Origin of the sequence: Glutamicibacter protophormiae, from assembly GCF_014647495.1 — a bacterium.
GTDB lineage: Bacteria > Actinomycetota > Actinomycetes > Actinomycetales > Micrococcaceae > Glutamicibacter > Glutamicibacter protophormiae.
The window spans coordinates 1-19,753 of sequence record NZ_BMPH01000011.1 but is presented as its reverse complement, the minus strand read 5'-3'; the positions used below and the strand labels follow the sequence as shown (position 1 = coordinate 19,753).

Annotated in this window: 18 protein-coding genes; 6 read left to right on the top strand and 12 right to left on the bottom strand. The window is 58.7% G+C overall.

Translation table 11 applies throughout. The annotated features are described in order from the left end of the window. The first annotated feature begins 131 nt into the window (after nt 1-131). Nucleotides 132-1,352: an NAD(P)/FAD-dependent oxidoreductase gene (locus IEY43_RS12940; protein WP_188948996.1), complete on the top strand. Its 1,221-nt coding sequence runs from the start codon at nt 132-134 to the stop codon at nt 1,350-1,352. Here the strand turns inward: IEY43_RS12940 and IEY43_RS12935 are convergent. Further along, nucleotides 1,349-2,275, bottom strand: coding sequence for a 2-hydroxyacid dehydrogenase (locus IEY43_RS12935; protein ID WP_188948995.1), 927 nt, complete (start codon nt 2,273-2,275; stop codon nt 1,349-1,351). The genes IEY43_RS12940 and IEY43_RS12935 overlap by 4 nt on opposite strands. Nucleotides 2,276-2,420: 145 nt before the next feature. Here IEY43_RS12935 and IEY43_RS12930 point away from each other — a divergent pair, with 145 nt between their 5' ends. Further along, on the top strand, nt 2,421-2,621 hold the full coding sequence (locus IEY43_RS12930; protein WP_188948994.1) for a hypothetical protein: 201 nt from the start codon (nt 2,421-2,423) through the stop codon (nt 2,619-2,621). A gap of 59 nt (nt 2,622-2,680) precedes the next feature. Here the strand turns inward: IEY43_RS12930 and IEY43_RS12925 are convergent, their stop codons facing one another. The 11 genes from IEY43_RS12925 to IEY43_RS12875 form a co-directional block, all read right to left on the bottom strand. Continuing rightward, nucleotides 2,681-3,424, bottom strand: a complete 744-nt coding sequence (locus IEY43_RS12925; protein ID WP_053797442.1) for an SDR family NAD(P)-dependent oxidoreductase — start codon at nt 3,422-3,424, stop codon at nt 2,681-2,683. A 468-nt stretch (nt 3,425-3,892) separates the two neighbouring features. Continuing rightward, a complete protein-coding gene (locus tag IEY43_RS18215; RefSeq protein WP_229777395.1) occupies nt 3,893-5,392 on the bottom strand; it encodes a Y-family DNA polymerase in 1,500 nt (499 codons plus the stop codon). Nucleotides 5,393-5,883: 491 nt separating this feature from the next. Further along, entirely contained in the window at nt 5,884-6,675 is a 792-nt protein-coding gene (locus IEY43_RS12910; protein ID WP_188948993.1) for a cytochrome c biogenesis CcdA family protein, read from the bottom strand. Further along, complete coding sequence (locus IEY43_RS12905) at nt 6,675-7,025, bottom strand: TlpA family protein disulfide reductase (RefSeq protein WP_188948992.1); 351 nt, start codon at nt 7,023-7,025, stop codon at nt 6,675-6,677. The genes IEY43_RS12910 and IEY43_RS12905 overlap by 1 nt, the downstream gene beginning before the upstream one ends. Before the next feature lie 104 nt (nt 7,026-7,129). Continuing rightward, nucleotides 7,130-8,656 carry a multicopper oxidase family protein gene (locus IEY43_RS12900; RefSeq protein ID WP_188948991.1) on the bottom strand — a complete coding sequence of 509 codons (1,527 nt, stop codon included), beginning with the start codon at nt 8,654-8,656 and terminating at the stop codon, nt 7,130-7,132. 284 nt (nt 8,657-8,940) lie between these two features. Continuing rightward, a complete protein-coding gene (locus IEY43_RS12895; protein WP_047118363.1) occupies nt 8,941-9,618 on the bottom strand; it encodes a GNAT family N-acetyltransferase in 678 nt (225 codons plus the stop codon). Beyond that, entirely contained in the window at nt 9,615-10,490 is an 876-nt protein-coding gene (locus tag IEY43_RS12890; RefSeq protein WP_188948990.1) for a F510_1955 family glycosylhydrolase, read from the bottom strand. Before IEY43_RS12890 ends, IEY43_RS12895 begins: the two co-directional genes overlap by 4 nt. A gap of 84 nt (nt 10,491-10,574) precedes the next feature. Continuing rightward, a complete protein-coding gene (locus tag IEY43_RS12885; protein ID WP_013348043.1) occupies nt 10,575-11,180 on the bottom strand; it encodes a DUF305 domain-containing protein in 606 nt (201 codons plus the stop codon). 121 nt (nt 11,181-11,301) lie between these two features. After that, entirely contained in the window at nt 11,302-11,688 is a 387-nt protein-coding gene (locus tag IEY43_RS18210) for a DUF6153 family protein (protein WP_268240072.1), read from the bottom strand. Between the two features lie 186 nt (nt 11,689-11,874). After that, nucleotides 11,875-13,947: a copper-translocating P-type ATPase gene (locus IEY43_RS12880; protein WP_229777394.1), complete on the bottom strand. Its 2,073-nt coding sequence runs from the start codon at nt 13,945-13,947 to the stop codon at nt 11,875-11,877. A 278-nt stretch (nt 13,948-14,225) separates the two neighbouring features. Continuing rightward, nucleotides 14,226-14,633, bottom strand: coding sequence for a four-helix bundle copper-binding protein (locus IEY43_RS12875; RefSeq protein ID WP_038992381.1), 408 nt, complete (start codon nt 14,631-14,633; stop codon nt 14,226-14,228). 335 nt (nt 14,634-14,968) lie between these two features. Here IEY43_RS12875 and IEY43_RS12870 point away from each other — a divergent pair, with 335 nt between their 5' ends. From IEY43_RS12870 to IEY43_RS12855, 4 genes are all read left to right on the top strand, one after another. Then, nucleotides 14,969-15,235 (top strand): type I restriction endonuclease subunit R, EcoR124 family, encoded by a 267-nt coding sequence (locus IEY43_RS12870; protein WP_047118367.1) that lies wholly within the window; start codon nt 14,969-14,971, stop codon nt 15,233-15,235. Between the two features lie 96 nt (nt 15,236-15,331). Continuing rightward, nucleotides 15,332-15,700 carry a Cd(II)/Pb(II)-sensing metalloregulatory transcriptional regulator CmtR gene (cmtR, locus tag IEY43_RS12865; RefSeq protein WP_047118370.1) on the top strand — a complete coding sequence of 123 codons (369 nt, stop codon included), beginning with the start codon at nt 15,332-15,334 and terminating at the stop codon, nt 15,698-15,700. Continuing rightward, on the top strand, nt 15,697-17,637 hold the full coding sequence (locus tag IEY43_RS12860; RefSeq protein ID WP_188948988.1) for a heavy metal translocating P-type ATPase: 1,941 nt from the start codon (nt 15,697-15,699) through the stop codon (nt 17,635-17,637). The genes cmtR and IEY43_RS12860 overlap by 4 nt, the downstream gene beginning before the upstream one ends. A 516-nt stretch (nt 17,638-18,153) precedes the next feature. Then, nucleotides 18,154-19,704 carry a DNA methyltransferase gene (locus tag IEY43_RS12855; RefSeq protein WP_229777392.1) on the top strand — a complete coding sequence of 517 codons (1,551 nt, stop codon included), beginning with the start codon at nt 18,154-18,156 and terminating at the stop codon, nt 19,702-19,704. Nucleotides 19,705-19,753: the final 49 nt, after the last annotated feature.

Sequence of the window (19,753 nt, the reverse complement as noted above, 5' to 3'; positions counted from 1 at the left end):
ATCGCCGAAAACTTAAATATCGGATCAATAATGTGTAAGGTATAACACAATACAAAATTCATGGAGTGGGTATCCGGCCGCTGATGCAGGCCATCACACGCATGGAGCGCAGCAACTTGAGGAGCACCTTCATGAGCCTTGAACGGGCGGACGTCGCAATTGTCGGCGGCGGAATCATTGGATCCGGCCTGGCGAGTGCGCTCAGCAGGGAAGGGCTGGATGTCGTAGTCATTGATCCGCATCCCGGGCTGGGCTCATCCCTGGGAAATGCCGGATTAGTGGTCCCGAGCTACTCCACGCCGATGTCGACCCCCGGAAACCTCTGGGAAGGCGTCAAATCCTTCGGCAGCGACCATGCGCCGGTGACCTTCTCGCGCCCGCTCGGCCTTGAGACGCTGAAGTTCCTGGCAAGCTTCGCCGCCGCTTCCCGTCCGGGGCGGGTGAAGCGGGATACCGCCAAATTGCATTCGATGGCGACCCGGAGCCTTCAGCGCTATCACGAGCTCCAAGACAGCGGTCTCGATCTGGGACTTACGGTCCAAGGCTGGTTGTGGCTGTCGACCTCCCAGGGCAATCGCGATGCCCTGCGCGGCGATTCCGAGCGCATGCAAAGCGCCGGAGCGAAATGCGAAGTGGTTAACCGCGCCCAGGCGGACGAGCTTCAGCCCGGATTGGGCAACGAGGTCTCCGGCGGGATCTGGTTCCCCGACGAAGCATTCCTTGACCCGGAGGCCGCATCACGCCGCTGGCTGCAAGACGCCATGGACCACGGAGCCAGGCTCATTCGCGCGGAGGTGACAGGATACCGGAAGCAAGGCGAGCGGATCACGGATCTCACGACCACCGAAGGCGATCTCGGCGCCAAGCAGGTCGTGCTCGCCACCGGAGCCGACAGCCGTGCCGCAGGCAGGCTGCTGGATATCCGGGTACCGGTTGAACCGGGCTATGGCTGGTCGGTCACCTTGTCGGATCCCCAGAACCAGCTGAATCGCGCGTTGATGGGGATCGAGGATCATGTGGTGATCAGCCCCATGCCGAGCCGAGTTCGCATCACCGGCGGCATGCGGTTCGGTGCGGCGTCGGGGCAGGATCCCGCCGATCACGACATTGCCAAGCTGCGGGAGCACGCGGCGGCAGTCGTTCCAGCACTCGCAGATTTGGAAGAGCTGACACGTTGGCAGGGCGCGCGCCCGATGACAGCCAGCGGCGTGCCGATCATTGAACGCCGCGGATTCGACAACCTGGTGATTGCCGCCGGGCACGGTCCGTTGGGCGTTACCCTCGCACCGATTACCGTAGATCTGGCCAAGGAGTTGGTCACTGCCGGGTTGAGCGCGGCGCGACCCCGCTAGTTCCTGTCGGTCACCACGTTGAACGGCTTCTTGCCGGCGTGTATCCCGCGGACCTGTTCGATGGCCAGCTCGCTGACCAGCTTGAGGAACTCCCCGGTGTCCCCGGCCATGTGCGGGGTGATGATGCAGTTCTGCGCGGTCCACAACGCGTGGTCGGCCGGCAGAGGCTCGGGGTCCGTGACATCCAGCGCGGCGCGGATGCGTCCGCTGTTCAGCTCCGGCAGCAGCGCGTCGGTGTCGACAATGGGGCCGCGGCCGATATTCACCAGCAGGGCACCGTCGCGCAGGCGGGCAAGGAAATCTGCATTGACCAGCTTTTCGGTTTGCGTGGTGTGGGGCAGTGCCACTATGACAACGTCCGCCTGCGGCAGCAGTGCCTCGACCTCGTCGATCCCATGGACGACTTTTCCATTGGGCAGGGTCCTCGGCGTGGAGGCCACCGTGATGACCTTGGCGGGTTTGAACGGGGAGAGACGCTCGGAAATGGCGCTGCCGACGCCCCCGGCACCCAGCAGCAGGACCGTCGCGCCGTGCAGCGAGGAAGTCCAGGTCCGCTCCCAGCGCCGTTCCCGCTGCTGTTCCAGGGCCTTGGGCAGTTCGCGCAGGCTGGCCAGGACCAGGGCCAGGCAGTGCTCCGCCGTGGCGTCTTCCACGGCGCCGCGGGAATTGGTCAGCGTGGCCTGCTGTGGCAGGTGCTCCAGGACCCACTCATAGCCGATGGACAAGAGGTGCACGTGCTTCAGGCCCTTGACCCGTGCGACGCGGGCCCGCAACGCGGGGTTCACCGGTCGTTCGGTCACCAGCACATCGGCTTCCGGGGCATCGTTCGGATCATCGTTGATGTGCCAGAGGATCGGTTCGATTCCGGGAAGCTTCAACCCGTCGACGAGTTGTTGCCAGGGGACGAGAACACGCAGGGTCACGGAGCTTCCAATCGTCGGTGGGTACCTGGCTATTGTGTCTGCTGGGGCCGCAGCTGGACAAGCCGGGACACCATCAAAGTAGTTGAACTACAAGTTTCCAAGCTATTGGACTGTATAGAAATGATCCAATGGATAGAATCTGGCCATGACCCAAACTTCAGAACGTGCCGGCACAAAGGCCACCGCAGGATCCACCGCGACAATGGTTGTCGGCTGGACGCTGCTGGTGATCGGCCTGGTCGTTTTCGTGCTGGGCGAACCGGTGGGCGGCGGGCTGCTGGTGGTGTCCGGGGCCGTACTTCACGCGGGAGCGATGATTGCCGAGTCGATTCGGGCCAGGCATTAAACAGTCCAGGCCCCGGGGCAATATCCCGGAGCCTGGAGTGTAGGAAAGAGGTCTAGAGGTTAGTAGAGCTTATTGGCACCACCATCTGCCATGAGAGTCTGGCCGGTGACGTACTTGGCGTCATCCGAAAGCAGGAATGCGACAACCGGTGCGACGTCGGTTTCCGGATCGCCGAAGCGGCCCAGCGGAACCTTGGTCAGCGACTGCTCGTACAGGTCTGGGAAGGCCTGGCTCCAGGCCTTGACGCCGTCGGTCAGCGCCATTGGCGAAACGACGTTGACACGGATGTTGTTGGCCGCCCATTCGTTGGCGGTCACGCGGGACAGGCCGCGGATGGCTTCCTTGGCCGAGGCGTAGGCGGCCTGGGTCGGCTGGCCCACCATGGCCGAGCCGGAGCCGAAGTTCACAATCGAACCGCCGTTGTCCTTCAGATGCGGGTAGGCGGCGAGCATGAACTGGCGGGTGGCCAGGAAGCCGGTGTTGAACGAGAGATCCCAGGCAGCCTGGTCCAGATCGGTGAACGGTGCCTGGCGGGAAGCATGGGCGTTGTTGACCAGGCCGTTCAGTCCGCCGAAGTTCTCCACGGCTGCGGCAACGGCTGCATCTGCGGTTTCCTGCTTGCTGACGTCGCCGGCGATGAAGGCCAGCGAATCGCCGGCTTCTTCCTTAAGCTTGGCTCCCGCTTCGGCGTTGAGGTCCACTGCGACGACCTTGGCCCCGCGGCGGAGCAGGACGCGGCTGATGGCCCCGCCGATGCCGGACGCGCCACCCGTAACAATGATGACCTTGCCTTCAAGCTGCATTCTGAACTCCCTTCGAAAATCATGGCGATCCGAGGTAACTCATCTCGGGTCGGTGGGGGCAACCCCCTGAATAACTCAGAGTCTACTCGCTATATTCGACAGCTCGTAGAAAAGGTCACCTAAGTCAATCGTTCAGCTGACGGCGGAGTGAAACCCTTGTCTGATCAAGGGGTTTCGCGATTCAATCCAGAGGCGAATCGTTCCAACCTGTTGCTTCTGTTTTCCTCGGTTCTGGCAATCAACAGTTGATGCAGGATGTCGTACCTCGGCTGCGATTTCAATGAGGCGAAATTATGGGATCAGCAACAGTCCGACGACTAGAACGGTCCTTTGTTTTTCCTCACCGATTTCCTCATGGTCTACGCATGTGGAACGGGTGTGGCGAGCACTTAAAGAATTCTTCATGAAGCCGAGTCAGGACGCCAATAACCCGTTTGAAAATACTTGGACATCGTTATTCAGCGCGCGTCACTCGGACTCTTCGCCCAATTGCGCAATAAAACGTGCGATGCGCGCAGCTCTGGTCTTCTCGGTCTTGGCAATCATCAGCTGATGCAGGATGTGATAGCGCGGCTGGGATTTCAGCGTTTCGAAGGCGGCTTTGGCAGACGGCTGCGCATCCAAGGCGCGTTGCAGGTCCTCGGGAACCTGAGCCGTCGCTTGCCCTTGGTAGGCGCGGTTCCACCTGCCGTCGGCCTTCGCCTTGTCGATCTCTAGCTGTCCGTGTGGGCGCATCCTGCCCTGCTCGATCAGCGCTGCCACGAATTGCGTGTTTTTCTCCGACCAGACTGACGCCTTGCGGCGGGGAGTGTAGCGCTGCAGGAATGTTGCTTCGTCGCGGCTGCGGCGCTGACCGTCGATCCATCCGCTGCACAATTCTTCTTGCAGCGCGTCGGCAACCATCAGGGATGTTGGTTCGGTGGTGCCCTTCTTGGCTACGAGCAGCCACACTCCGTCGCTGGTTTCTTCATTCTCGTCAAGCCAGGCACGCCATGCAGCGACATCTTTGAGGATCAGCGGGTTGTCATAGTCCATGGCAACTATTGTGAAGTGGATCGTTCCCGTTGGAAACAGTGGGGCTGAAAGCTTGTGCAGACGTGCGGAGGCTTGCTGCGCATAAATCCCCATCACCTGCTCCATCCCCACCCTGTCAGTGATCGGATCGGAGAAGCTGCGGGAGAGGATCAACTGATCCTTGATCACCCGTTCTTCTTCCATCGGAATGCAGGGAATTCCGCGCAGCTCTAAAACGGTGCGCATCTGCACAATGTAGAACTTATCCCTGATCCGCACCTCGTTCGCATCCCGGAGGTCTTTAGCCGTCCAGATCCCTAACCCGCGCAGTCGTTTGGTTAGCCTGGGGCCGATACCCCACACCTCCACCGCTGGCAGACGCGCCAGCAAGTTCTCGGTGGTCTGTGCTGGGGCACGATCCCACACGCACACTCCCGCCAGTTCCTTGAGGTGCTTGGCGGTCTTGTTCGCCATTTTCGCCAAGGTTTTGGACTTGGCGATCCCCACGCAGACCGGCAGCCCGGTCAGCCAGAACACCTCAGCTTTGATCCGCTCACCGAGGGCTTGCAGCTCATCCAGGGTGCCGGAGACGCCCAGGAACGCCTCGTCAATGGAATAGACCTCCACCCACGCCGAGAAACGGCCTAAAAGCTTCATGACGCGGGTCGACATTTCCCCGTACAGCTCGTAATTAGAGGACTTCGCAACCAGCCCGAGACGCTCAGCGTCGGCCGCGAGTTTGAACCAGGGCGCACCCATCTCAACGCCCAGGGTTTTGGCTTCGCTGCTGCGCGCGACCGCGCAGCCATCATTATTGGATAGCACGATCACCGGGCGGGCATCGAGCTTCGGGTCAAAGACCCGTTCGCAGGAGACATAGAAGCTGTTCACATCCACGTGAGCGATGTATTCGCCCCGCTGTGCCGGGGTGGGGGAGTCTATGTTGGTAACCATCGGTATCACTTTCGTGGATATTCGCTAAGAAGAGTTGACCCAATGACACCTTTATTGAACCCATGATCTATCTAAGCGAATTGGTTTCTTAAAATATAGAACATAGGTTTGACAGTTTGGATAAATAAATGGGTAGCCACCTCGAACTCTTCGCGAGGTGCCTACCCATAAGGTGGTTGTTATTTCTTGCTTGAGATTCGGTGAATCCATGGAGGAATCCGAGGGTGACCGGCTGTGGTTCACCGCAGCATCTTCGGGTAACAATCACAGCGACTCGGCCATATCTGGACGGCTCTGGCCTCATCGGAAAAGATTAGTAACCAATACTTTGTCGCCGATTCTGGGTTTACCAAGTGCCGGAGAAGAACTATGCCTAGCTACAGCGACGGTTCAGCAGCAGAGTGTCGGTATACACGCTGGTGGGCTGTGTTCAGAGCGAGTGCCACATGCCTGTCCAGGCAGTAGCTGTGACCATTACATCTTTTGTGCCATTAGATGGGCAACCTGATCTCATTGGCGAACCAGTCCTGCAATTGCGTCACCCAGGAGCCCCACAGGCCGGTGGCCATCAGAATTCCAAGAAGAATCAAGATGCCGCCGCCCGCGCGCATGATCGATAGCTGGTGCCGACGCAGGAACTTCATGGCACCCATTCCGCGTCGCAACCCCACTGCGATGAAAAGGAATGGCAGCCCCAGCCCCATGCAATAGAAGAATGTCAGTAAGGCGCCCTTCGCAGGGTTGGGGTCAAGGCCGGTACTCATTGCCAACACTGCGGCAAGTGTGGGTCCGATACAAGGTGCCCAACCAAGCCCGAAGGTCACACCCAATACCGGGGCACCCCACAAGCCAGCCGGTGGTTTGCGGTGCATCTTCGCGTCGCGTTGCATGAAAGAAAATCCACCCATGAACACAATGCCCATGAAAATCACCACCACACCGAGAAGCTGAGTGACCCAGGCACCTTCGAACCGCATCCATGCGGCGATTTGAGAAAAGACCACTCCGGCGAGCACGAAGACGGCAGTGAATCCGAGGATGAACAGAGCAATACCCGCGACCATGCGGCCACGTTTCTGCTCGACGAGATCAGCACCAGATAGCCCAGTCACGTAGCCAAGATAACCCGGAACCAAAGGAAGAACGCACGGCGACAGAAACGAGACGAGGCCGGCAAGGACCGCCACGGGAACCGCAAGCAGCAAGGATCCATCTTGGATAACCTCAGCAAAAGGGTTGCTCTGGACCGAAATTGCCAAGGTGGTGGTGAGCGGCAAATTCATCACAGCGACTCCTGAAGGGAGGTATCTATCAGGGCCTTAAGCGTGGCCTTTTCGGCCGCTCCAAGGACACGTGACGCGACCCGTCCCTGTTTGTCGAGCACCAGCGTGGTGGGCACTGCCTGCAATGGGACATATTGGGTCATAGCCAGCCGGATTTCACCTTGGGTGTCTTGCACCGATGGGTATGAGATCCCGAAAATGCGCTCGAAGGCTTGTGCGGCTTCTTTCTCGTCACGGATATTGATGCCGATAAATTCGGCCTTCACTTTAACTAAGGCAGCAAGCATGCCGGCGCGCAAGCAGGTACGCCGTCCCAAGCGCTGTGCGTGGGACTCGCTGAGGGTTTTCATGTTGTCAGACTCCTGAGAAGTTTGCAGAGACGGTTTGTGAGATCGGCGCCGGTTTATACATGGTTGTAGAACTGGATTTATGCACATGCCCATGGTTTCGTGAGCTACTTGACGTAGGAGAATACTCCCATCATGCCGCGTTCCGCATGATAAGCATTGTGGCAATGTGTGAGCCATTGGCCCGGGTTATCGGCATCAAATTGGACGGTGACAGTTTCCCGTGGACGGACAATCACGGTGTCCTTTCGTGCCCCGGACTGCCCGATTTGGAAGGTATGGCCGTGGATGTGCATCGGGTGCCACATGTCGGTGTCGTTGATGAATTTCACTTCCACGCGCTGTCCTTCTTTCAGATCAAAGGTATGCTCAAATGGCTTGGCCATGTCGAAACGATGGCCGTTGATGCCCCAGTCGTAGTCCTCCATTCCGCCGGTCAACCGCAGCTCGTGGACTTGGTCCGGCGTCTTGACCGCAAGATTCACGGAAGGGTCGGCGGTGAGCTGTCCACCGTCAACGATCTCTCCGGTCAAGGCCGTCGGGAGATCACCCTTTCTTGGGGCCGTCCCTGTCCCGGTTGCAATGAGACCGTAGGCCATTTGGGCTTTCCCTTCGGCCAAGGCCAACAACGGTGTGAAACCATCTTGGATCGTCAAAAGCGCGTCGATGCGCTCTCCCATGCCCAAGACGACGGCGTCAACCTCAGCGTGAACGACCGGGAATCCATCGGTATGGGTCACGATAAGTTTCTGTTTCGGAACTCCGACCCGGTAGGCAGTGTCGCCCGCGGCGTTGATAATACGCAATCGAACTCGATCCCCGGGTTGTGCCATAAAAACCTCGGGTTTTTCGATGGTGGTGCCGTTGAACAAGTGCAACGGATAGGCCACGTCACCGGCATCTCCGCCCAAAAAATCGCTGGTTGCACCCATGAGCATATGGCCCATCACCATGCCGCCGTCTTCGCTACCGTGGCTCATTCCACTCATCGGAGCCATTCCCTTAGCGAGCTCCTTCATCGCTTCATCAGGCGTTCCGGTGACACCATCAAGCCAGTCATCCAAGACGATCACCCACTCCTTGTCGTACTGCAATGGTTCTTGCGGATCATCAATGATCAGAGCGCCATAGAGGGCGCGTTCGCGCTGCATCTCGACGTGGGAGTGATACCAATACGTGCCGGGATGTGCCAACTTGAAGTCATAGGAATAACTGGTCGCGGTCTCCACTGCCTCCTGTGTGAGTCCAGGCACGCCGTCGGCGTTGTTGCGTAAGGCAAGACCGTGCCAGTGGATGCTGGTGGATTCAGGAAGCTCATTGGTGAGATTCAGATTGAGCTGGTCACCGACCATGCCACGTAGTGTGGGGGCGACCAGCTTCTTGTCGTATCCCCATGTAGTGATCTTCTCTCCGGCCATTGCCGTGCTTATCGACTCTGCCTTCAGCGTTTTCGTGACCGTCTTTCCGGTACTGGGGCGCAGGTTTTCGACTTCTGCGATGAGCGGGTCGGTGGGCAGGACTCGGGACACCCCGGTGGAGTTCTGGGCCTTGGGTGCGCAGGCGCTTAGGGCAGCAGCTGCGGTCGTGGCAATGGACAGTCCAAGGAAGGAACGTCGGTTGAATTGGTAAGTCATGAAGCAGTCCTTTATGAAGTGTGAGTCTTGGGGGAGCATAGGAAAATAGAGGATGGCGGCCAGCTCGTGGCACGCAGTCAATCCAACGGATTACGGTTTTTACGCAGCCTCATGCCGCTTTGGCGGTCCGCCGTGTCTGCAATGCCGCTGGCCGCCGTCTGGTATTTCGACTCCTAGCTCTTTGATCTTGGAGGAACACGGTGCCTAAGAGCTAACCTGCGGTGATTAGAGATCGTGACCGATGTTCGGCGGGTCGTTGATCCGGCCGAAGCCTACATTTCCGGTTACTGAAGATAGCGGTGGTAGATACTGGTTGCCATTCCATCCTTGGAGAATCGCTGCTCGACGCATGTCCAACCGTGCTTCTCATAGAATTTACCTGCCCCGTTGGCACCGGCCGCGGTGGCGAGCTCGGCCAACCTGGCATGGTCCGCTGTTGCACGTTTAAGGAATGCGTCCATCAGAAAGACGCCTATTCCTTCACCACGCCGATCTGGCAACACCACAAGTGATGTAATGACAGCAGGCGACGGTATCACTCTGTCGCTGGATACCGGGCTAGCGGTGCGTCCTAGCAGACGACGGGCGTAGGGACGTGCGCGGGTGCCCAGAAAATGAAGAAGTACACGTGGCCGGATGGAGAGCGCCGCGAGACCCGAGAGGAGAAGTCCCCACTTCTGGTTGGCAAGTACGTCAGCGATGTGGCGGACTTGGTTGGTCGAGCCAATTAGGAAGCCTATTGGCTGTTCATCGTCACTCACGGCGACAAGGGCAATCCCGAATCGTTCGGTGAGGAACGTTTTCATCCAACGACGTACGAAGTGGTTTCCTAAGTGGGGGAATAATCCATCTGGAAGGTAGCGGATCATGTCCGAGGCCATCCTGCTCAGGTCTTGTTCTGTGGCATCTCTGATGACGACAGGTGAGCCGGTGCCGGGATTCTTTGAGGTTATTCGGCTCATGGGGTTTTCTCGGTGAAAGTCGCTCCGTCGTCCGTGGAGTGTGAGATACCCGTACTGGTGGCCACCCAGATCCGCACCTGTCCGCCATCGTCGCCGGTGGCGGCAATGGCAGCCGGTTGCCCGGTGACGACTCCACCAGTCTCTTGCCAAGTGCGTCCGGCATCGCGGCTGAGCTGCACCGCACCATCCGGTTCCACTCCGACGGCGACCGATTTGCTGGCAACAGCGGTCAGCAGCAGGACCGGAGCGTCTTGGGGTAAGGTCCAGGTTTTCCCGCCATCTTCAGAACGGTGTACTCCTTGTTCGGTGGTGGCCAGCACGACTTGGGACAGCGGGCTTCCGGCGAGATGATAGGGCTGGATGCCGGCATCTATGGTGTTCCATGTGACCGTGTCATCGGTCACCCGCAGTGTGCCGTCAAAACCGATGACGCTCTCGCCGGTGACGGCCAAGGCGTGGAAATCGGATTTGCCTTGAAGAGAGAGCGGTTCCCACGTGGACCCGCCATCAGTTGATCGGATCAAACCCGCCGGGTCGGGCAGACCGGTCTCAGTCGACGGGTGCCCGGAAGCGTAATACTCGTCTTTTCCGGCGGTGGCGAATCCCATCAGGTCAATGGTGGGCCCGATTTTCTGCGGTTCGTCAGCTGTGGCATCGAAGAGTCCCTCATGGGTGGCCAAAAGGATGCGCCCGGAATCCGGGTCAACGCTCATGCCGTGGACGTGGCTGAAGACTGCGACGCTGGCAGCTTCTTGCGCAGCGGGTCCTTCGCTGATTGACTGCGTGCAGCCCGTGAGTAGGGCCATAGAGAGCGCGGCGACGGACAAGACTGCGCGTTTTTGAGCGCGCAAAAGTGAGTTCTGTGTAAGCATGGTGGTTCCTTGAATCAATCAGAAGTGCTGCTCAGATGGGTCAGGGGAGTCGGCACCCTAGGCAGCAGCGGCAACGTGGAGTCTTTAGAGGTCGGCTAGCAGGGTCTTCATGGCCTGAATTTCGGTTCCCTGGCTGGAGACAACATCCTTAGCCAGCTCGACGGCTGCAGGATTCGATCCGTTGGCGACTTCGTCCTCGGCCATAGTGATGGCCCCCTCATGGTGGGCGATCATTTGGGTCAGGAACAACCGCGAAGCTTCGGTGCCCTGGGTGGCTTCGAGGTTGGAAAGGTCCTCCGGGGTCATCATCCCGTCCATCTCATGGCTTCCGGACATCTTCATAGGCTCGCCCCAGGTCTGGAGCCAGTCGTTCATTTTCTTGATTTCCGGCCCCTGGGCGGCTTTGATGTCCTGGGCAAGCTCGGTAACCCGGGGATCCAGGTTTTTCTTGGCCAGCATGATGTCGCTCATCTGGACAGCCTGTTCGTGATGAGGCGTCATCATCTGCGCGAACATGGCATCGGCACTATTGTGGTCGGCTGCAGCATCGGAGGCCGACGGCGGCATGCTGCCATGATCCATGCCGGACATAGTGCTTTCAGGTTCGGTGGTGCCAGCGTCCGTGGAGCATCCGGACAGGACGAGCGCTGCTGCAAGAGCGGTTGCCGAAATGGAAGTCAGGCGTTTCATGTGGGTATTCCTTCAAAGTGTTCTCAAACGGGGTATCCATCAATACCCGGCCAAGGCGGCACACAAGGGTGAGCACGAATAGCCGGAGCTCTCCCCGGTATGGGGAAAGCGACCGGCGTTTTTATGTGCGACTGATAGAGAGTTCGATGAGTGAGGGAGTCCACGGCAACCGGTTTGCCGGTGCAGGCATGACTGGCGGGGCGCGCAGCCCCTTGCCAGGAATAATGAACCAACGCTTAGGAAGAAACCACAAGACGGCCAGGACAATGACTATGAGTACGCACATGGCAGCCATGAGATGATGTTCGCCATTGCATGGCCCGTAGCAGGTACTATCTGCCTCGCCACCGACCGTCCCATCTGTGGCCATTACGGCTGGACCGTGATCGTGGGAGACTGCTTGGTGCGCAGAGGCCGCGCTCAGACCAGCAGTATCTGGCGCTTGGTGGGACGCTCCTAAGACATGCATCCCCAAGATTCCGAGGATGATTCCGGCCAAACCCAGCATAAGAATAACCGGGCGGCGGCCAGCAGGATTGCCCGGCGCAGGGACAAGCAGAGACAGGAAACGACGAGGCATCATAACCTGATTCATCGCATCCTGCCTTTCCACCAGAGTGAAGGTTTTCATCTCAAGGGTACTGGCGCATCCTGTGCCCGGCAAAAGAAAGCGCTTGAAACTGGTCTAGTGTGATTAATGTATGGTGTCTGGATCGAGATTGATGCGTCGCAGCAATTGGGCGTTGAGCGCGACCACGATGGTGGACAGGGACATCAGGATCGCTGCGATGGCCGGAGAGATCGACACCCCAGCAAACGCCAGTGCTCCGGCAGCCAGCGGGACCGCAATCACGTTATAGCCGGTGGCCCACGCCAGGTTCTGGATCATCTTGCGGTAGCTGGCTCTGGATAGTTCCAGCATAGACATCACCGCCCGCGGGTCGTTGCCGGCCAAGACAACCCCCGCCGATTCTATTGCCACATCGGTGCCGGCACCGATGGCAATGCCAACCTCGGCCCGAGCCAGTGCTGGGGAGTCGTTGACCCCGTCCCCGACCATGGCCACTTTCAGGCCGCGGGCCTGCAGCTCGGCAACCTTCTTATCCTTGTCCTGGGGCAGAACTTGGGCGAAGACCTCGTCGATGCCCAGCTTTCCAGCCACTGCTTCGGCGACCTGCTGCGCATCACCGGTGATCATCGCGACTTTGAGGCCCCGGGACTGCAACGCGGCAACGGCCTGGCGGGAATCGGCGCGGATCTCATCTTCCAAACTCAGGGCACCAATCACTTGCCCAGCACGAACCACGTGGAGTACGGAGGCGCCTCGCTCGACCCAAGGCTGAGTCTGCTCCTGCAGTTCTCGCGGGATCGTCAGGGCTTGGGAGTCAAGCAAGTTCGGTCCGCCGATCATGATGTCGGCTCCATCGACGCTGGCGGTCACGCCACGCCCGGTCAGCGAGGTAAATTCGGTAGCAGTCGGAATCCGGATGTCTCGGGCCCGGGCCGCTGCGACGATAGCCCGGGCCGAGGGATGTTCGCTGTCCGCCTCAACTGCGGCCGCCAGTGCCAGCAAGTCGTTATCGCTGAGACCAGGGGCTGTGGAAATGCCGGTCAGAGCAGGCTGGCCCAGAGTTAGAGTGCCGGTTTTGTCGAAGAGGACTACATCGATGGTGCGCATCCGTTCCAAGGCCATGCGGTTCTTGATCAGCACTCCAGCCCGGGCCGCCCGTTCGGTGGAGATCGCGATGACCAGTGGAATGGCAAGGCCCAGTGCGTGCGGGCAGGCGATGACCAGAACGGTGACGGTGCGGATCACCGCCTCGTTGGGACTGCCCAGGAGCACCCAGGTGAGGAAAGTGATGATGCCGGCGCCAAGAGCGAAGTAGAACAGAAAAGCCGCTGCACGGTCCGCTAGCGCTTGGGCTTTCGAGGAGGAGGCCTGGGCCTCAGAGACCAGACGCTGGATTCCGGCTAGAGCGGTATCTGACCCGACGGCTGCCACCTTGATGCGCAGGGAGCTGTCCGTGGCCACAGTGCCGGCCACTACGCTGTCTCCGGGACCTCGCGGTACGGTCTTGGATTCGCCGGTGATCATCGATTCGTCCAGTTCCGCTTGGCCTTCGGTGATTTCCCCGTCAGCAGGCAGCCGGCTACCGGAGCGGACCAGTACGATATCGCCGACGGATAGATCGCTGATTCGTACTGTGTCCGTGCCCTCTGCGGTGACGCGTTCGGCTTCATCAGGTAGCAGTTCTGCCAGAGCATCTAGTGCGCCGCGCGCCGAGCCTAGGGCGCGCATCTCGATCCAGTGGCCCAGAAGCATGATCACTACCAGCAGGGCCAGTTCCCACCAGAAGTCGAGGTTGAAGTTGCCGATGCCTAGCGTGGTGATCCACGAGGAGAGAAAGGCGATAGTGATTGCCAGCGTGATCAGCAGCATCATTCCAGGCTGCTTGCTGCGCAGTTCTTTCCAGCCGCCCTTCAGGAAGGGCAGTCCTCCGTAGAAGAAGATCACCGATCCGAGCACCGGAGCGATCCAGGCGGCGCCGGGGAAGTCCGGGATCTGATAGCCGAAGAGGTGGGCGAACATCGGGCTGAAAATTACCACCGGGATTGAGAGTGCCAGGCTCAGCCAGAACTTATTCTTGAACATCGCGGTACTGTGTCCTGCGTGCTCGCCGTGGCTGTGGACGGCGTGTTCATCGTCAACTGCCGAATGCGCATGGCCAGCCGGCGTCGCCTGGCCATGAGTCGGCTGTTCAGACATCGGGTGTCCCGTGTGACTGTCTTTGGATGCGAGAGTGCGACCCCCGTGTCCAGGGGAGACTGAGTGGCCGTGTTCCCGGTTCTCCGGTGCGTGGTTCATGATGGCTTCCCTCCTGGACCCCCGAGGGCGGCCTCGAATTCTCGTCTGAATACGCCGGTCCTAACACTGGGGGGCAACCGCCCGTTAAGTCCCGCGTAGGTTCAGAATATACCCCAAGGGGGTATAAATCGAGTTGTCTGGCAAGACTCATCTGTCCACTCGTGCCCAACAACAGACGCTTAGCCGATGGCCGCCAACAGCAGGGCACAAGCTTTTTCGCATCGGCGGCAAGCTTCAGCGCAGACCTGGCAATGCTCGTGCATGCCAGCATGCTTCTCGCATTCGGTGGCACACTGCTGGCAGGCTGTCCGGCAGGCTTCAAGCATTGCCTTGACTGCCGATGGGTTCTGGCCGGTTTGGCGGGTCAGCACGTTGACGGTGGCGTTGCAGATATCGGCGCAGTCGAGATTGGTCCGGATGCAGAGACGCAACTCGGCGACCATGTCTTCGGCCAAGCACGCGTCGGCACACGCGGTACAGCTCTGGGCGCATTCGAAACAGGCGGCGATACAGTCCGCAAGCTTTTGAAGGACCGGGTCATTGGGTTTGTTGGGGTGGGTTTTCAGCATGGAGATGATGTGACTCATTGATTTTGCTCCTTAGTCTCGATGGATACCGCGGACGCTACCACTTTGAGATCGTGAACTGAAGCCTTTAAGCAACTTGTACAGTAGCGCAACAAACACGACCCCGCATGAGCGTCGGATATACAAATTTCAGCGATGGCGCATAGCCGTTTCCTTACCGTTAATGCAGCATCGTTTCCAAGAGTGAGTATGTCTGCTGCCGGGGTATCGGAAAGGTTACGGATCGAGTCCACGAGCAGTACCACCGGTCAGCTTAAGCACCGCCAAGAACCGTAAATCTTGGTGCCGAGGAAGAAGAAATTTGCAACTATATAGCTTCTCGGGTCCAGGGTCCGGTGACTGCATACTTGGAAGCCCAGCGGGAGAAGGAACTGGGCGAGATCATCGCTGCGGAGAATTTGAAGCCGGAAGAAACAGCCCAGTTCATCGATGCTGCGTTCCGTGAGGGAAGCATTCGGGCCTCGGGAACAGCGATCACCAAGGTCTTGCCTCCGGTGTCTCGTTTTTCAAAGGAGAAGAACCATGGGGAGAAGAAACGGCGGGTGGTGCAGAAGCTTGGGGAGTTCTTTGAGAGGTTCTTTGGGTTGGTCTCGAAAAGATAGGGATGGCTGAGGTCGGACGGTGGCGCACTGACCGTCCCATAATCGATCGATTTTGGGCGGTGCCACTAGTACATCAAGTGCTGTACAGTACATCGTATGATGAACATTGAATCACGGATCGATGCGATGAACCGGCTTGGCCGCGCCATGGCCGACCCCACCCGGTCACGCATCCTCCTGTCCTTGCTGCACGAACCCGGATACCCAGCGGAACTTGCCCAGGCCCTAGGACTGAGCCGCGCCAACGTTTCCAACCATTTGACCTGCCTGCGCGGCTGCGGAATTGTCGTGGCGAAAATGGAAGGCCGCAAAACCCGGTACGAAATCACCGATCCTCACCTCACCACCGCCCTGAGCGCCCTGGTTGACGTGACGTTGGCCGTCGATGATCAAGTACCTTGCCTGGACTCTTCCTGCCCTGACTGCGCCACCAGCGCCGATCGAGAACAAGAGGAGCAAGCATGAGTTCCGCCTGCGGTTGCGATTCACCGGAACCCACCGAAGAATTCGAAGAGGAACTGCCCTGGTGGCGGGATTGGCACGTGCTCGTCCCCATAGCCTCAGGCGTTTTCTTCCTCGCTGGGCTCGTCCTTGAATGGAGCACCCACGGCGAAAGCGCCGCCATCGTGGCCTTGGTGCTGTTTTGGATCGGCCTGCTGCTGGGCGCTTTTACCTTTGTGCCCGGCGCCCTGCGAAACCTGTTCACGAAACGGAAACTCGGCATTGGGCTGCTGATGACCATCAGCGCCACCGGTGCGGTCATCCTCGGATATATCGAAGAAGCCGCAGCCCTGGCATTCCTGTATTCCATTGCCGAAGCCCTGGAAGACAAAGCCATGGACAGGGCACGCTCGGGCCTGCGCTCTTTGTTGAAGCTCGTCCCGGAAACGGCCACCGTCATCCGTGACGACGCACCGGTCGTGGTCAGTGCAGCAGAGATCAAGATTGGCGATGCCCTGCGCGTGAAGCCTGGTGAACGCTTGGCAACCGATGGCGTGGTCAGCCAAGGATCAAGCAGCTTGGACACCTCCGCTATCACGGGGGAATCAATTCCCGTGGAAGTAACCGTAGGCGACCAGGTTGCTGCTGGTTCCATCAATTCATCCGGCGCGCTAGTAGTCACTGCAACGGCAAACGGCACGGACAACTCCCTGACCACGTTGGTGAGCCTGGTCGAGCAAGCCCAGTCGGAACGTGGCGAACGGGCACGGCTCGCTGACCGCATTGCCCGCCCGCTGGTTCCCGGTGTCATCGTCCTGGCCGTACTGGTTGCTGTGCTTGGAGCGATCTTCGGCGATCCCGAAACCTGGATCACCCGCGCACTGATCGTGCTGGTCGCAGCCTCGCCTTGCGCGATGGCCATCGCCGTTCCTGTCACCGTTGTTTCCGCCATCGGAGCTGCCAGCAAGTTCGGTGTCATCATCAAAAGCGGAGCAGCCTTCGAACGGCTTGGTTCCCTGCGCCGCATCGCGGTAGATAAAACTGGAACACTCACACGCAATCAGCCAGTGGTCACGCAAGTCCAGACCGTTGATGATGCGACTCGCGAAGAGGTGCTCGCCGTTGCTGCCGCCCTGGAACAGCACAGCACCCACCCTCTAGCTACGGCCATCACCGCAGCAGTACCCGCGATCCCGGAGGCAGCGGCGGTTAACGAAGAGCCAGGACACGGCATTACCGGCGTCCTGGATGGTGTTCAGGTCGGGGTCGGCAGTCCTCGATGGATTGCCCCAGGATCGCTTGCTTCCGCTGTTGAATCCATGGAGGCCTCCGGGCAAACCTGCGTCATGGTCACCCGTGCAGAGCAGGTCATTGGCGTGATCGGCGTGCGCGATGAACTACGCCCTGAAGCGGCCGAGGCAATTCGAGACCTGCATAACCAGGGAATCGACGTGGTGATGCTCACCGGCGATAACTCCCGTACTGCCCACGCGCTGGCTTCAATCGCCGGTATAGACACCGTTCATGCCGAACTGCGACCTGAAGACAAGGCCCGTGAAATCGCTTCGTCGGTGCAGCAGGTTCCTACAGGGATGATCGGTGACGGGATCAACGATGCCCCTGCCTTGGCTAGCGCTACCGTGGGGATTGCGATGGGCGCTACCGGTGCCGATGCCGCCATAGAATCAGCCGACGTAGCCTTCACCGGCCATGACTTGAGACTGATCCCGCAAGCCTTGTCCCATGCCCGACGGGGCCGAGCGATCATGAATCAGAACATCGTCCTGTCAATGGCGATCATCGTTGTCCTGCTGCCCTTGGCTATTACCGGAGTGCTTGGATTAGCCGCGGTAGTGCTGGTTCACGAGGTCGCAGAAGTCATCGTGATTGCCAACGGCCTTCGTGCTGCCCGTATCCACCGCAAGCAGCTCACCCAGCAGCCGGGCAACGTCCTGCATTAGCGCTGGTTTCGTTGCCGTTGAAGGCGGGGCACTATTTCCACCGGGAAATTAGCGCCCCGCCTTCAACCATCTAAAACCAAAGTGGGTGGTGCTGTGCGATGCTCCATTTTTAACGGTGATAAACCGCCAATTGAAACTAACAGTCATACGCCGGGGATTCCTGGTTCTTGGTTGTCTGGTCAAAAACGGTGGTTTTCGGGATGAAAAATAGCGCCATCCGAGCTGAGTGATCGAATGGCGCGATGGTGCTGCCAACGGATTCCCGAAACTAGGGGCCGATACCGTGGAGGACCAAAAGGGCGAACTAGCGTTTTCGGGACATGCTCGAACTCTTTCTTCTCCGGAGACTCCAGGAGTTCTCGGTGCCTCTTTGACGGTCGGGGAATATCACGTTGTCCTAGCGCACCGGTAAGATTCGGGTAGGTGCGCCTTGCAAATCCGCTCCCCCTGTGTTGGCTGTGATGTGCAAGGGTTTGTCGTGAGGCCGAAGCCAGGGGCTCGGTAGAAGGAGTTGCTTTGGTAAAGCTTAATCTCAAAGCTGTCGAGGAACGTGTCGCTCCCCTGGGAGGGCAAGAAACCTACACCCGAGAATTCATCTTCGATCTGCTGGCGGCTTATGGCAGAGCCCAGGGCAATATCACCCGGCTGCGCAACGGCTCTTTGAACGTTGCAGAAGATCCAGCGACCGAAGTGGCACAGAAGAATGTGGTCTACTTCAAGGAAACCACCGAGGACCCTCTGACGGTCATTGAAGAACTCCGCACGTCCCCGACAGTGGTGCGCTACAACACCCGATTCGTCATCGTCACCGACTTCGCCGAGCTGGTCGCGATCGATACCAAGACGAACGAGACTCTGATGATCCCCATCCGGGAGATCGATCAGCACTTCACGTTCTTCCTGCCCTGGGCTGGAATGGAAAAAGCCCAGTATGCCGCCGAAGCCCACGCGGATGTCAAAGCCGCAGAACGCATGGGCAAACTCTTCGACGAGCTTCTCCAAGCCAACCCCGGACTCTTCGATGACCCTACGGGACGTCATGCTTTGAACACGTTCTTCACCCGGTTGTTGTTCTGCTTCTTCGCTGAAGACACCGGAATTTTCACGGAGAACCAGTTCACCAACGCTGTGGGCTCGCATACCCAAGCGGACGGTTCGGATGTCGCTGAATTCCTGACCGACTTGTTCACTGCCTTGGATACGCAGTTCGCTTCCGCGAAACCTGCTCATCTGGCAGCGTTCCCGTACGTCAATGGCCGGCTTTTCCAAATTACCGCGGAGCAGACTGTCCCTCAGTTCACGAAGAAAGCACGTGACCTGTTGATTGAGGCCGGGTCGCTGATCTGGCGTGAGATCAATCCAGATATTTTCGGTTCGATGTTCCAAACGATCGTCACCCCTGGTAAGCGTTCGAACCTGGGACAGCATTACACCTCGGTACCGAACATCCTCAAGACCATTGAACCGCTGTTCATGGACGAGTTAAAAGAGCAGTTCGGCAACGCTTACAACTCGGTTCCTCGGCTAGAGAAGCTGCTGGATCGAATCGGCAAGATTAAGATCTTCGATCCGGCCTGTGGGTCGGGGAACTTCTTGGTCATCGCTTACAAGCAATTACGCCAGTTAGAGCACGCTATCCTTGAACGCCTCGGTGATTTGAGCATCAAATACCAGCGGATCTCCCTGGAGTCCCGTATCAATATTGAGAACTTCTACGGGATCGAGATCGACGACTTCGCTGTAGAAGTCGCGATCTTGTCGTTGTGGATTGCCAAGCACCAGATGAACGCTGAATTCTACGAGAAGTTCAATCTCAAGATTGAGCTGATCCCGTTGAAGGAAGCCGGGCAAATCGTCCAGGGCAACGCGACACGCGTCGATTGGAATATGGTCTGTCCGAATGACGGTGGTGAGATCTACCTAATCGGAAACCCACCGTATGTAGGGGCAAAAGTACAAACCAGGGAACAAAAAGAAGACTACGAATTCGTCTTCGGTAGTCGCCCTTATAACAAGAACCTGGATTACATTGCCCTATGGTTCGTGAAAGGGGCTCTTCAGGATTGAGAGTGTAGCCACCTAAAACCAACACCCGGGACCCCGGGCATGTCGCCAA